At 61.2% G+C, this 14261-nt stretch carries 12 protein-coding genes; 8 read left to right on the forward strand and 4 right to left on the reverse strand.

Features of this window, described 5'->3' with window-relative positions; translation table 11 throughout:
* Nucleotides 1-49: 49 nt before the first annotated feature.
* From J7447_RS13570 to J7447_RS13585, 4 genes are read left to right on the forward strand one after another with little or no spacing between them, the layout of a single operon-like run.
* The gene (locus J7447_RS13570) at nt 50-1069 is read left to right on the forward strand and encodes a MoxR family ATPase (RefSeq protein ID WP_209169843.1); all 1020 of its coding nucleotides are present in this window, start codon (nt 50-52) and stop codon (nt 1067-1069) included.
* A 34-nt stretch (nt 1070-1103) separates the two neighbouring features.
* Entirely contained in the window at nt 1104-2039 is a 936-nt protein-coding gene (locus J7447_RS13575; protein WP_055655945.1) for a DUF58 domain-containing protein, read from the forward strand.
* A gap of 3 nt (nt 2040-2042) precedes the next feature.
* Nucleotides 2043-4862 carry a DUF4159 domain-containing protein gene (locus J7447_RS13580; protein WP_168684896.1) on the forward strand — a complete coding sequence of 940 codons (2820 nt, stop codon included), beginning with the start codon at nt 2043-2045 and terminating at the stop codon, nt 4860-4862.
* 8 nt (nt 4863-4870) lie between these two features.
* Complete coding sequence (locus J7447_RS13585) at nt 4871-6946, forward strand: hypothetical protein (protein WP_055655948.1); 2076 nt, start codon at nt 4871-4873, stop codon at nt 6944-6946.
* 235 nt (nt 6947-7181) lie between these two features.
* Here the strand turns inward: J7447_RS13585 and J7447_RS13590 are convergent, their stop codons facing one another.
* Complete coding sequence (locus J7447_RS13590; protein WP_031268273.1) at nt 7182-7694, reverse strand: N-acetyltransferase; 513 nt, start codon at nt 7692-7694, stop codon at nt 7182-7184.
* Between the two features lie 376 nt (nt 7695-8070).
* Here J7447_RS13590 and J7447_RS13595 point away from each other — a divergent pair, with 376 nt between their 5' ends.
* Nucleotides 8071-9045 (forward strand): glutathione S-transferase family protein, encoded by a 975-nt coding sequence (locus J7447_RS13595; RefSeq protein WP_209169844.1) that lies wholly within the window; start codon nt 8071-8073, stop codon nt 9043-9045.
* Between the two features lie 76 nt (nt 9046-9121).
* Here J7447_RS13595 and J7447_RS13600 read toward each other — a convergent pair whose 3' ends face one another.
* Nucleotides 9122-9607 (reverse strand): NUDIX domain-containing protein, encoded by a 486-nt coding sequence (locus tag J7447_RS13600; protein ID WP_075284770.1) that lies wholly within the window; start codon nt 9605-9607, stop codon nt 9122-9124.
* Nucleotides 9608-10138: 531 nt separating this feature from the next.
* On the opposite strand from J7447_RS13600, the gene J7447_RS13605 reads away from it, so the two are divergent.
* Nucleotides 10139-11077 carry a metallophosphoesterase gene (locus J7447_RS13605; RefSeq protein ID WP_209169845.1) on the forward strand — a complete coding sequence of 313 codons (939 nt, stop codon included), beginning with the start codon at nt 10139-10141 and terminating at the stop codon, nt 11075-11077.
* A 105-nt stretch (nt 11078-11182) separates the two neighbouring features.
* Here J7447_RS13605 and J7447_RS13610 read toward each other — a convergent pair whose 3' ends face one another.
* The gene (locus tag J7447_RS13610; protein ID WP_023014621.1) at nt 11183-11764 is read right to left on the reverse strand and encodes a hypothetical protein; all 582 of its coding nucleotides are present in this window, start codon (nt 11762-11764) and stop codon (nt 11183-11185) included.
* Between the two features lie 230 nt (nt 11765-11994).
* Here J7447_RS13610 and mtnA point away from each other — a divergent pair, with 230 nt between their 5' ends.
* The gene (gene mtnA, locus J7447_RS13615; RefSeq protein WP_075284768.1) at nt 11995-13101 is read left to right on the forward strand and encodes an S-methyl-5-thioribose-1-phosphate isomerase; all 1107 of its coding nucleotides are present in this window, start codon (nt 11995-11997) and stop codon (nt 13099-13101) included.
* Nucleotides 13102-13159: 58 nt separating this feature from the next.
* On the opposite strand, the gene J7447_RS13620 is transcribed toward mtnA, so the two are convergent.
* A complete protein-coding gene (locus J7447_RS13620) occupies nt 13160-13771 on the reverse strand; it encodes a GNAT family N-acetyltransferase (protein WP_209169846.1) in 612 nt (203 codons plus the stop codon).
* 144 nt (nt 13772-13915) lie between these two features.
* Between J7447_RS13620 and J7447_RS13625 the strand changes: the two genes are divergently transcribed.
* Nucleotides 13916-14191, forward strand: coding sequence for a hypothetical protein (locus tag J7447_RS13625; protein ID WP_022998149.1), 276 nt, complete (start codon nt 13916-13918; stop codon nt 14189-14191).
* The last annotated feature ends 70 nt before the right edge of the window (nt 14192-14261 follow it).

Consider the following 14261-nt stretch of genomic DNA (forward strand, 5'->3'; position numbering starts at 1 on the left):
CCCAGGGCCGGACAGGCAGTCGAAACGTAGATTGCGGGAAAGGTGATCCATGAGCGTTATTTCTCCCTCCAGCCCAAGCGAAGAAGATCTCGCCGCCGTCGCCGAACAAGCCGAACGCGCCGTCAACCGGATCAGCGATGCCAAGGTCGATATCGCCCGGATCATCTTCGGTCAGGAAAATGTGGTGGAGCAGTCGCTCGTCACCATATTGGCTGGCGGCCACGGCCTTCTTGTCGGTGTGCCCGGCCTTGCCAAGACCAAGCTGGTGGAAACGCTCGGCACCGTTCTGGGCCTCGACGCCCGACGCATCCAGTTCACGCCAGACCTGATGCCGTCCGACATTCTCGGTGCCGAAGTGATGGAACAGGGTTCCGACGGCAGCCGCTCGTTCCGCTTTATTCCCGGTCCGGTTTTCTCTCAGTTGCTGATGGCTGACGAAATCAACCGTGCCAGCCCGCGTACCCAGTCGGCGCTTCTGCAGGCCATGCAGGAGTATCATGTGACCGTCGCCGGGCACCCGCATGACCTGCCGCGCCCCTTCCACGTGCTTGCCACGCAGAACCCGCTCGAACAGGAAGGCACCTACCCGCTGCCGGAAGCCCAGCTCGACCGGTTCCTGATGCAGATCGACGTGCATTACCCGGATCTTGAAGCCGAACGTCGGATCTTGCTGGAAACCACCGGTGCCGATCAGGCCAAGGCCCAGGTAGCCATGCGCGCGGAAGAACTGATGGAATACCAGCAGCTCGTTCGTCGCATGCCGGTAGGCGAATCCGTGGTGGAAGCAATCCTGAAGCTTGTGCGCTCCGCACGCCCGGACAACAGCTCCGCACCTTCCGATCTCACCAACCTGATCGCCTGGGGTCCGGGACCGCGTGCCAGCCAGGCACTGATGCTGACCGTCAGGGCACGCGCGCTTGTCGACGGGCGTCTCGCACCTTCCGTCGACGACGTCTTGGCTCTTGCCGAACCGGTCCTTCAGCATCGCATGGCGCTGACGTTCGCAGCCAGAGCCGACGGTCACACCGTTCGCGACGTCATTCGACGGGTCAAGGAACTGATCGCCTGATCCCCTCCCCTTAACCAGCCAGGAAGCCGACCGCATGGATTCGAGCAGTACGCAGGGCAGCAACCAGACAGGCATTGATGCCGATACCTGGCCGAACGTCATCGGCGAGGCACGGTCGGTCGCCGATGCCCTGCCGGATCTGCTGGTCGAGGCAAGCCATGTTGCCAGTTCCATCATCGCCGGCTGGCATGGCCGTCGGCGTGCGGGCCCGGGAGAAAGCTTCTGGCAGTTCCGCCCGTTCAACATGGGTGAACCGGCAAAGCGCATCGACTGGCGCCGTTCCGCACGCGATGATCATCTTTATGTTCGCGAACGCGAATGGGAGGCCGCGCACACGGTCTGGCTCTGGGCAGATCTTTCACCCTCCATGGTCTTCCGTTCCCGCCTTGCAGGTGTCGCCAAGCGCGACCGCGCCATTGTGCTGATGCTTGCACTTGCCGACATGCTGGCTGAAACAGGCGAACGGATCGGACTGCCTGGCCTGACCAGAGCCTTTTCCGACCGGCGTGCCGCTGAACGCCTCGCCGATGCACTCACCCATCTTTCCAAACCGATCGCCTATCCGGACACCACTGCCGTGCAACGGTTTGCCGATGTGGTTCTGGTGTCCGATTTTCTGGACCCGATCGAGGACGTCGCGGCATGGGTTGCCCGTGTTGCCAGCACGGGTGCGCGTGGTCACCTGGTTCAGGTCCTCGATCCGATCGAGGAAACCTTCCCGTTTGACGGCAGGGTCGAATTCACCGATCCGGAAAAGGGGTTTCGGCTGACCGCCGGACGCGCGGAAAAATGGCGCGAGGATTATCGCAACCGGCTGGAAGCCCATCGCGCGGAAATTCGTGACATCGCAAGGCGTGCCGGCTGGACATATGTCCTGCACCACACCGACCGTCCGGCATCCGAACCTTTGCTCGTGCTTCACAGTGCCCTGTCCGGTGCGCTGGACGTACTGCCAAAAGGAGGCATCTGACCCGTGTTCGCAGGATTGCCTCTGACATTTACCGCCCCCTGGATCCTGACCGCGCTGGCATTGCTTCCGGTTATCTGGTGGCTGTTGCGCCTGACACCGCCGCGCCCTCGCGAAATCCGGTTTCCGCCGACCCGGCTGCTGATCGGCATCGATCAGCATGAGGAAACACCGCAGCGCAGCCCCTGGTGGCTGACACTGCTCCGCCTGCTGATGGCAGCCATCCTCATCATTGCCCTGGCCGGACCGATCTGGCGCTCCAGCGAACCGCTTGAAACCGGCGAAGGTGTCCTTTGGGTTCTGGTTGACAACGGCTGGACATCCGCAAAGGGATGGACCGCGCAGGTCAATGCAGCCGAGCAGATCCTGAGCGAAGCAGAACAGAGCGGTCAGCCAATCCTGTTTGCAGCCTCCGCCGAAGGCCCCGGCCAGAGTTTCACACCGGAGGCAGCAACAACGGCTCTGGAAAAACTGCGCGCACTTGAACCGCGTCCCTATCCGCCGCAGCGCGCCGAACTCAGCATCGGCCTGCGCAAGGCAGCCCAGGAGACACCGCCCGGTGCCGTGATCTGGCTGTCGGACAACACCAGCACCAAAGGTTCGTTTCTAACCGATCTCGCACAGATTTCCGGCACGGCTCCGATAACGGTCCTGACAGGTCTGGACACACCCATGGGATTGAAGGACCTCAACAACGACGCCGACGCCCTGTCGTTGACCGTTGTGCGCCACCCGGACCAGAGACTGGGGTCCGCAACACTTCAGGCTCTCGATCTGAAGGGCCTTGTCCTTGGCGAAGTGCAAGCGAATTTTGACGCTGGCGCGACCGAAACACAGGCGCGCTTCGAACTGCCAAGCGAATTGCGCAACGACATTGCCCGGGTCGAAGTCACCGGTGAGGCCGCCGCGGGCGCCGTCCAACTGGTGGATGACAGCTGGCGCCGACGCACGGTCGGACTGATTTCAGGCCAGTCGGGCGATCTGGATCAGCCGCTGCTGTCACCCCTTTATTATCTGGAGCGCGCCCTTGCACCCTTCTCGGACATACGCCGCCCGCGCGATGCGGATATTGCCGACGCTGTACCTTCGCTGATCGAGCAGGGCATTTCCGTGCTGGTTCTGGCCGACGTCGGCCGGTTGCCTGAATCGACGACCGAGACGCTTCGCGACTGGATTGAAAACGGCGGCACGCTTGTCCGCTTCGCCGGCCCTCGGACTGCGGGTGGCAGTGACGATCTCATTCCCGTGCGTTTGCGCGCAGGTGACCGGTCCCTTGGTGGTTCACTCAGCTGGAAACAGCCACAACATCTGGCAGACTTTCCGGAAGGATCGCCCTTCGCGGGCTTGCGGGTCCCGCAGGAAGTTACTGTGACCCGGCAGGTACTGGCCGAGCCGACATCGGATCTGCCTGAACGCACCTGGGCCATGCTCGAAGACGGCACTCCCCTCGTGACGGCGGCTCCCATCGGCGCGGGGTCTATGGTGCTGTTCCACGTCACAGCGGATTCCTCCTGGTCGAACCTGCCGCTGTCTGGCGTCTTCCTGAACATGCTGCGGCGGATCCTGTCGGTCTCGAACGTGGCCGCCGCCTCTGAAACCGCCGAAGATGGCACGCCGGCAACGAGCGTGTTGCCGCCCTTGCGCCTGCTGGACGGTTATGGCCGTTTCGGCCCGCCGCCGGTAGAAGTCACGCCAGTGAACGCATCCGTTTTCCGGGATGCGGAAGCTAGCCGCAGAACACCGCCCGGTCTTTACGGGACGGAAGACGGCTTCCGCGCGCTCAATCTGATGCAGCGGGACGATGAGCTCCTGCCGCTCGACCTCTCGGCGCTGGGCGACCGAACCGTGCAAACTGCCTACCCGACCTCCGATCCCTTTGATCTGCGAGCCCTCTTCTTCACGCTGGCTTTCCTGCTGATGATCCTCGATACGATTGCCGTCTTCCTGCTGGCCGGTGGTCTGAGCCGTCTCGGCTTGCGCAGCCGCACCGCCGCCACGGCTCTTGTTCTGGCTTTCGGTGCAGGCCTCCTGGCCCCTGCCGGCATCGATCAAGCCAAGGCGCAATCAAGCTCGGATGATCTTCTGGCCTTGGAATCGACCCTGGAAACCCGCTTGGCCTACGTGCTGACGGGCAATCCGGAGATCGACGATGCAAGCTCAGCGGGGCTTTCGGGACTGACTCAATTCCTGTCGGAACGCACTGCGCTTGAACCTGGGGCACCGATTGCCATCGACATCGAACGCGACGAACTTGCGTTCTATTCCCTGCTCTACTGGCCGATTGATGCGGCTGCCGACAAACCGAACGATCAGACAATTGCCCGCATAGACACTTTCATGCGCAACGGCGGAACGATCCTCTTCGACACGCGCGATCACATCAATGCCTCGGCCAACGGCTTTGCCTCGACGCCGGCAACGCTGAAGCTGCGTGAAATCCTGGAAGACCTGGACGTTCCCCCGCTTGAGCCGGTGCCACCCGATCACGTTTTGACGAAGGCTTTCTACCTGCTGGATTCGTTCCCGGGACGGTATGCGACCAGCCCGCTCTGGGTGGAAAGCCTGGAAGAAGTTGCAGCCAGGGGCGACCGGCCGGTGCGGGCGGGTGACGGCGTGTCACCGATCCTCATTACCGGCAACGATTTTGCAGCTGCCTGGGCAATCACCGAGGCAGGTGAGTTCATGTATCCGACGGTGCCCAACAATCCCATGCAGCGGGACTACGCGTTCCGTTCCGGGGTCAACATCGTCATGTACAGCCTGACCGGCAACTACAAGGCCGATCAGGTGCACATTCCCGCTCTGCTTGAGCGTTTGGGACAATAGGAGACTAGATGGTCTGGTCACTCGCCTTCGATCCCCTCGTTCCGCTCTGGGCCCTTGTGGCAGGCGGCGTTATCGCTGTTCTTCTCACCGCCTTTTCCGGCTTTCTGAATTTGCGTGGCTGGTTGCTGCGCACCCTGACAATGGCCTTGCTGTTGCTGGCGCTGGCCAATCCCGCTGTTGAGCGGGAAGACAGGGAACCGCTCTCAAGCGTCGTTGCTCTTGTCGTCGACAAGAGCCAGAGCCAACGCCTCTCCGATCGCCAGTCGACAACCGATGAGGCCGTGGAAGAACTGACCCGCCGCATCGGTGCACTTGATGGCTTTGACCTGCGCGTTCTGGAAGCGCGAAACTCCGGTTCGGGCGATGGCACCGAGGCGTTCCAGACCCTGGCAAACGGCCTTGCAGACGTTCCGCCGGATCGGGTTGGTGGTGCGATCATCGTGACCGACGGGCAGATCCACGACATCCCCGGCAACGCAGGCGCCCTGGGGTTCGACGCCCCGGTTCATGGCCTTATCACCGGTACGGTTGATGAACGGGACCGACGCATCGTACTCGACAAGGCCCCACGGTTCGGCCTGGTTGATTCAGAGCAGATCGTCAGCCTGACTGTCGTCGACCAGGGCCGTGGCACGGGACCTGGCGACCAGGTGCGCCTGACCGTCAAACGCGATGGCGATGTCGTCACCGAACGCACGGCCCGGACAGGCGAGAAGATCGACATTCCGGTTGAGATCGCCCATGGCGGCAACAATATCTTCGAATTCGACGCCGAGCCGCTGACCGACGAACTCACGACGCTCAACAACCGGGCCGTTGTGACCATCGACGGCATCCGCGAGAATCTGCGTGTGTTGCTTGTTTCCGGGTCACCGCATGCCGGTGAACGCACCTGGCGCAACCTTCTGAAGTCCGATGCCTCGGTGGATCTGGTTCACTTCACCATCTTGCGCCCGCCGGAAAAACAAGACGGAACGCCGATCAACCAGCTGTCGCTGATCGCTTTCCCGACCCGGGAACTCTTCTCGGTGAAGATTGACGAATTCGACCTGATCATCTTCGACCGCTACGTGCGCCGCGGCGTTCTGCCGATGCTGTATTTCGACAATATCGCCCGCTATGTGCGCGATGGCGGTGCAATGCTGCTGGCCGGCGGTCCTGATTACGCCGAAGGTGGCAGCCTTTACCGCACGCCACTGGCGCCGATCCTTCCGGCCCGTCCGACAGGCACCATTCTCGAACAACCCTACCACGCCACCCTCGCCGACCTCGGCAAGCGCCACCCGGTCACCCGTGGGCTGCCCGGATCCGAACAGGACCCGCCCGCATGGAGCCGCTGGTTCCGCGTGGTCGACACCGAGCTCGACGCCGGCCAGACGCTGATGTCCGGCCCGAGCGACACGCCGCTCTTGGTTCTCAACCGCGAAGGCGAAGGCCGAGTGGCCATGCTGCTGTCCGATCACGTCTGGCTCTGGGCACGTGGTTATGAAGGCGGTGGTCCGCATGTTCCGCTGCTGCGCCGTCTGGCCCACTGGCTGATGAAGGAGCCGGATCTGGAAGAAGAAGCGCTGAATGTATCCATGCGCGGACCGGAACTGGTCATCGAACGCCAGACCCTGGGCGAGACCGTCGGGGAAGTCACGGTCGTCTCGCCGACAGGCGACCGATCGCAGATCGTTCTGACCGAACAGGAACCAGGCCTGTGGCGTGGCGGCATGCCTGCCGGCGAAACCGGGTTGTTCTCGGTCACCGAAGGCGACATGAGTGCGCTGATCCACGTTGGGCCCCAGAACCCGCGTGAATATACCGACGTTCTGTCCACCACCGAGCCATTGGCCCCGCTCAGCGAAGCGACGGGCGGTGCCTCTGAGCGTTTGCGGGATGTCGGCGGAGACCTGACCGTCCCGCGCATTGTTTCAATGCGTCCGTCAGCGAGCTACGCCGGCAATGGCTGGCTGGGGCTGAAGGCCACTGAGGCGAGCGTCCTCAACGGCATCGACCGCTATCCGCTGATGATCGGACTGCTTGGTCTTGCGCTCCTGCTGGGTGCCCTCTCCCTGACCTGGTATCGCGAAGGACGGTAGCTTTTGTGCGACCGCCCTTGCGGCGGTCGGCAATCCGCTTGAGCTAAGTACGAACCGATCTGTTGTGTTTGGGGCCCATCCTTCGAGACGGCCTGAAGGCCTCCTCAGGATGAGGAAGAGAATATTGATAGGCCGGTAGCTCCCCCTCAACCTCATCCAGAGGAACGCCGAAGGCCTGTCTCGAAGGATGGGCCACACCCACCGTCAACCCGCCCCGCGTCACGCAGAAACATCCTCAGGAAGCGACCGCAACAGAGGCTCCGCCGTGCACCATTCCGCTTGGAATGTCCCCGTCGTTCAGGAGTGCCACCAGCAGCCGCGCCGGGTCGACGGGCCCGGGCAGCGTAATGCGTCCGAACGGAACCTGCTGAAAGCCGAAGGGGCTGTAGTAAGGCGCATCGCCGACCAGCAGCACGACCTTGTCTCCGGCTGCCGCCGCCGCTTCCATTGCCGTGCGCATAAGCGCCTTGCCGAGACCCCGGTTTTTGAAGTCGGGAGATACGGTCAACGGACCGAGCAGCAGGGCGTCACTCTCGCCAATCCTGATCGGTGTCAGTCTGATTGACCCCGCCACCTGCTCACCCGCAAGGCCGACGAAAGAGACATCCGGACGGTGCGGGACGCCTTCACGGATCCGGAAAGCGGTTCGCGCGAACCGGCCTGGGCCGAAAGCTTCGGCCTGCAGATCGTCAATTGCGGAGGTGTCGGTCGCGTCTTCGGGCCGGATGACCCATGTGGTCTGTTTCATTTGGCTGGTTCCAGCAAGCATGCAGTCTTTGGAGAAATGCGCGCCTGCCAGTGCCTGGATAAAACGTAAGGAAGATCCAGGATCAGGTCAGCCGCGACGGTGCGGACGAGAGTTATCTCGTCGGCTGGTTCGTCGTCGAAGCGTAAGACCTGCGGTCATCTATCCCAGTCTCGTTGCGATATCAGCGTGTTCGAAAGCCGATATTTCCAGAAAGAGGAGAAGCGGTTACCACGCAATGGCTGCTTCGGTCCAGCCTTTTTTGTCCGTTCTCACCAGTCCGCTGATTGTTCACCGAGCCGGAACAGAGCATTCAATTGATTGATTTTCCGCCTGTGTGCACAACCTAACCAGACGAAGCACAACAAGGGAGCGCATCATGGGACTGCTGGTCGACGGCGTCTGGAAAGACAAATGGTACGACACGAAATCCACCGGTGGACGCTTCGTCCGCAAGGACGCGGCGTTTCGGAACTGGATCACGGCGGACGGCACCGCCGGCCCCACGGGCAACGGTGGCTTCAAGGCTGAAGCGGATCGCTATCATCTGTTCGTTTCCTATGCCTGCCCCTGGGCGCACCGCACTCTGGTATTCCGAAAGCTCAAGAAACTGGAAGACCTGATTTCCGTCTCCGCCGTACAACCACTCATGCTGGAGAACGGCTGGGAGTTTCCCGAGATCGATCCGCTGACCGGCGCGAAATACGCCTGGCACGTCTACACCAAGGCCGACCCGCACTACAGCGGCCGTGCAACCGTGCCGATCCTCTGGGACAAGCACCAGAACACGATCGTGAGCAACGAGTCCTCCGAGATCATCCGGATGTTCAACTCGGCGTTCAACGACCTGACCGGCTCACACCTTGATTTCTATCCGACTGCCTTGCGCACGGAAATCGACAGTATCAACGAGCGCGTCTATCACGCCGTCAACAACGGTGTTTACAAGTCCGGTTTCGCGACCACACAGGAAGCCTATGAAGAAGCCGTCACGGAACTGTTCAAGGCACTGGACGAGCTGGAAGATCGCCTGTCCCGTCAGCGCTATCTGATCGGAGACCAGCTGACGGAAGCCGACTGGCGACTGTTCACGACGCTGGTGCGCTTCGACGCGGTCTATGTCGGGCATTTCAAATGCAATATCCGCAGGATCGACGACTATCCGAACCTGTCGAACTACCTGCGGGAGCTTTATCAGGTCCCGGGTGTTGTAGACACGGTCGACATGACAACGATCAAGCAGCACTACTACGGCTCGCATGAGAGTGTGAATCCGACCAGGATCGTCCCTGTCGGGCCGGCCCTGGATTTCACCCACCCTCACGACCGCGAGCGTTTCAAGGCAGCTGCCTGATCAGATACGAAACTTCCAGGTGAGCCGGCTCCGGCTTACCCGGAAGACGACATGACAGACCTGGGGGTGGCAGGCCTCACCACTTGCCGCTTTCCGGTTCGCGGCCGGAGCGAAACTCGTCGAGCCGCCGGGCTGTGGACCGCGTAAGCCCCTCCGGCAAAGCTTCCAGCTCAAAGAATGCCGCTTCCTCGATTTCCGCATTGGGCTGAAGGAAGGTGTCCGCCTGTCTCCACTCGGGCATGTGATAAAGCCCGACATGATCCCGGCCTGTCGCTTCTTGGTTCAGGAAGATATTGAGAAGCTGCGGCCGGCTGACCGAGACGACACCTGCTTCTTCCAGAACCTCCCGGCAGGCAGCCTCTTCCATCGTCTCGCCCTTGTCCACGCCTCCTCCCGGCAGGTACCAGCCCGTGACATAACTGTGCCGCACCAGAAGGACCCGGCTGTTCCGATCTTCAACGATCACGCGCACCCCAAGCGTGAAGGGGTTTCGGACAAGTCCAATTCCCTGGATCAGGCGTGTGGTCACCGACTTCGGCAAGACTGATAATATCTTCAACATTTTCAGGACGTTACCGGATCCAGAGGGGAAATAAAACTTTTTTAACCCATGCAATCCCCGCAGGGCTGACCCGTGAGAATAACGCTCCTCCTTTGTGCACCGCATGCATATATATCGGGCAAGTTGATGAATTCGAGGGCAGCCCTTCTGACCGCCCGAACCTGAAGGAAAATAAAATGTTGAACGCTCTGTTTGGAAAACGCCGCCGCAACCGCAACAATTACCAGTGGAAGCCGGCTATCGACCTGACCAACCCGCGCATCGTCGCAACCTTGACCACTTTCCCGACCAACTAAGGTCGGTCGAAGGAACCTGTACGGAGAAGACCCATGTTCGGATTCGTGAATGTTGTTGGCGCGACGCTGCGCGAAACCACGCGCTCCGCAGACAATAACACCGAGAAAGCGCCGAAAGCCGCAAAGGCAGTCAAACCGGTAAAGTAACCGGTTTCCCGGCAGTTCCTGAACTCACTTGAAAGCGCCGCGTCATTTCCCCTTGACGCGGCGCTTTTGGTTTTGAAGATGCGCGACCATGTCCACATTCACGCTCGCCCATCTTTCCGACCCCCATCTCGGCCCGCTTCCGGACCCCAAGCTGCTGCAGCTCTTTTCCAAGCGGATCCTTGGTTACCTCAACTGGCGCCGCAACCGGTCGAGGATCATGGGCGGCAGTTATCTCGAACAACTCGTCGATGACATGCAGGCGCAGGCGCCCGACCATATTGCCGTCACCGGCGATCTGGTGAACATCGCCCTGCCCCTGGAAATTTCCGGTGCGCGGACCTGGCTTGAAGAAATCGGCCCGCCGGAGGATGTCTCCGTCGTTCCGGGCAACCACGACGCCTATGTGCCTGGAGCCGTGCGCAGGGCCCGCGCGGCATGGTGGCCGTACATGCGCGGCGATGGCGCGGGAAATGTGCCGTCAAACGGCACCAACTCGGAAGCAACCTTTCCCTATGTGCGCAAGCGGGATGGCATCGCCCTTGTCGGCGTGACGACCGGTCGTGCCAGCGGCCCCTGGTTCGCTACGGGCCGTGTCGGCAGCAAACAGAGCAAGCGTCTGCGGGCAATTCTGGACGACCTTGGCCGGGATGGCTTCTTCCGCGTGGTGATGCTGCATCACCCCCCATTCCCCCATGCCACCCGTTGGCACAAGCGCCTGTCGGACGCCTCCAGGGTGCGCGCCGTCGTCAAGAGAGCCGGTGCCGAGCTGATCCTGCACGGCCACACCCATGTCGACAGTTTCGAGCATATCGAGGGACCGGACGGGCTCGTCCCGGTGGTTGGTGTGCCATCTGCCACAAGCGCGCCTGGCGGCAAGAAACCGGCGGCGCGCTACAACCTGTTCCGGATCGAAAAGACAAACGAGGGCTGGTCCTGCCAAATGGAAGAGCACGGCTTTGCCGCGCCAGACGAGCCGGTGAAGCTGCTCGCGGAACGAGAAGTCGCCATTCCGGGCGGCAGGCCCTGAGGCCCTTTTCTGCAGGCCTGACGAGTTGCCCAGAAAGGCACTCACAGGCTTGCGGCAACCAGGACCGATACTGGAGAGTGTTGGACGTCGTTCACAAAAGCCGCCTCAGAGCGGGTTGGCGAACCAGGCGAAGACGATGAGGCCGATGACGCCCGCCGCAAGACCGATCCCGAAGGCACCGGCGACGGCCATCCAGGGTGTACGGCTTTCCTTGACACGCACAACCTTGCTGTCGAGCGCGACCTGCCGCAGCCGGTTGTTGAGCCAGTCGCCTTCCAGCGCCTTTTCCCGCTCCAGCACGCGTTCGGCTATATATTCGGTCAGGCAGTCTGCCATGTCGTCGATGTTGGCCGTTTCCAGAATGACCACCCGGCCGAGGCGCGTGTCCTTCAGGAACCGATAGGTGCGCCTGTCACCGCCAACGGCCACGTGACTGGTCGCATCGATCCAGAGCCGAGGCGTGGAACCGGAGATGATCTGAAGGGAAAACTGGTCGTCGTCTTCCGGGATTTCCCTGAAAACGTCCTTGAGTTCGTCTGCAAGCATGTCCAGCCGGGCACGCTCGGTCTCCTGGAGCTCAACAACCACGTCCGAACGTTCGACTTCGCCAAGCTGAACCTTCCGGATCGCATCGCGCAAGGACCGCATGCGCGTATGTGGGACAACGTTATCCTGCATTTCAGACATGGGGTACACGTGACTCCGTTGTACTGCCGTTGGTGAATCAAGTCTTAACTGACTCTATCCCGAGTGAAACAGCCGCATGGCCTCCACCTGCGAGCTATCCACTGGCAATGATCCAAACATGGTTAACGGAGATTAAGGTATTTTTGACAGTCGCGCCAGTAACGCGCGACTGGTCTGAGGCCTGTTCATGGGTTATGCAAAAAACATATTGCGATTGCGGAGTTTCGCTCATGAACGTGGACGGCAAGAAATATCGCACGATCTGGCTGGCAGAAGATGGCGGCTCGGTCGAGATCATCGATCAGACAAGATTTCCGCACACGTTCGAGACCATCCGACTGCATACAATGGAAGACGCCGCCCATGCGATCCGGTTCATGCAGGTGCGCGGCGCGCCTCTGATTGGTGCAACAGCCGCCTACGGCGTCGCGCTGGCCATGCGGACTGACGCTTCAGACGACAATCTCCATGCTGCCTGCTCGTCCCTGCTGGAAACCCGGCCGACAGCGGTCAACCTGCAATGGGCCCTCGACAAGGCGCGTCGGACACTGGTCCGGCTGGCACCTGAAATCCGCGAGGAAGCCGCCTTCAAGCTGGCCAATGACATCTGCGACGAGGACATCGCCATCAACATGGCCATCGGCATGCACGGGATGGAGCTGATTGCCGCGATCTCGCGGCTGAAACGCGCCGGAGAGCCGGTCAACATCCTCACCCATTGCAATGCCGGCTGGCTGGCCACCGTCGACTGGGGCACCGCGACGGCGCCGATCTACATGTCCCATGACGGCGGCATTCCCGTTCATGTCTGGGTCGACGAAACCCGACCGCGCAATCAGGGGGCTTTTCTGACCGCCTGGGAGCTCGGTCAGCATGGTGTGCCGCACACGGTGATTGTCGACAATGCCGGCGGACACCTGATGCAGCATGGCGAGGTCGATATCGTCATCACCGGAACGGACCGCACCACGGCCACCGGTGATGTCTGCAATAAGATCGGTACTTATCTGAAGGCACTGGCTGCGAAGGACAACAGTGTGCCCTTCTACGTCGCGCTGCCGTCACCGACCATCGACTTTTCCCTGTCGGACGGTATCCGGCAGATCCCGATCGAGGAACGCGGCGGCGAAGAAGTCAGCCGCATCACCGGCCGCACCAGCGCCGGCGAGATCGAGACGGTGGACATCGTTGCGGACGGATCACCTGTCGGAAATCCGGCCTTCGATGTCACCCCTGCCCGTCTCGTGACCGGCCTCATCACCGAGCGCGGCGTGCTGGAGGCAAACCGCAAAGCCATTGCAGATGCCTTTCCGGAGCGGGTTCGGGCAAGTGCCTAGACGGGCGCGCTTGCGAGCGGGCAGCCCCATTCCTTCGAGACCCCGCTGAAGCGCGTCCTCACTCGATTACGGGCACATGCGGGGCGCGCTCGCGGCCGAGAAGCCCCTGCAGACGCGGGTCTTCGGCAACTTCGATAGCGCGCTTGTAGGGTTTGAAACCGCAGGCCTGGTAAAAGATCAGCGCCTGCGGGCTGTCGCCGGTGCAGGTGTGCACCCAGAGCCGTTTCGTTTCCGGGCGTGACCAGACGATGTCCAGCGCCTGGGCCATCAGCCAGCGGCCAAGCCCGCCACCGATCGCACCGGGGACCAGGCCGAAATAGGAAAGTTCGGGCTCTTCCGGGTTGGCAAAATCCAGCTCCAGCGTACCGACCGGCTTGCCATCGATGATCGGCAGGTAGTTCTCGCGGGCAGGCTCGGCGAGCAGCTGCTCCAGCGTCTTGTCGTCATGAACCAGCCGGCCGAACCAGATCCAGTCTTCACCAACCTCCCGAAAAAGCTTTCGATAGCTGTCGAGATCCGGCGTCTGCCACCGCTGCAATGTCACATCGCTGCGTGATGGCGCGAGAGGCTGTTCAGGTGCCTGAAGCATTTCCAGGAACGTGACCACGAAGGCAACCTTGCCCTCCGGAATATCCGTATAGCCATCGAGGTTAAGCGCTTGCGTCGACATGAAAACTCCAGAATCTCGGGTGTTTTTCCGGGCTTAACAGCTGGAACGTTTGTCGCCAAGCCGCCCTGTGCACAATGCGCTGATTTAAGGGCTTGTTAACCATCTTCGCACACAGTCTGTTCAGATCTCCAGGAAGGAGCTGCCATGGCAAAGGTCGGAAACTACGTCCAGCGGGACTACCACAAAACTTTCAGCACGAAGCGGAAGTCGACTTGGTCTGACTACAACAAGGCCTGGAACGGGCGCCGTCAGGCGTCGTCGCAGAAAATGCAGCAGCTTCGGAACCTGGCGTCCACCTTCGCGACCATCAATACGCAGGCAGCTCAGACGAACACGTTGTTTGTCATGCAGAACCAAGGCCGGCTGGGTGGTTATGCGAACCAGACAGCCGCGATGGCCCGCATCAACGTACTCGTCTAGATTTTCCCGGCTAAACTGCCGGGCAAAGGCCCGGGAAGATGATATTTTCTCGAAAAAAATTACGTAGCGT

It is taken from the genome of Labrenzia sp. R5_0 (assembly GCF_017743835.1).
GTDB lineage: Bacteria > Pseudomonadota > Alphaproteobacteria > Rhizobiales > Stappiaceae > Roseibium > Roseibium algicola.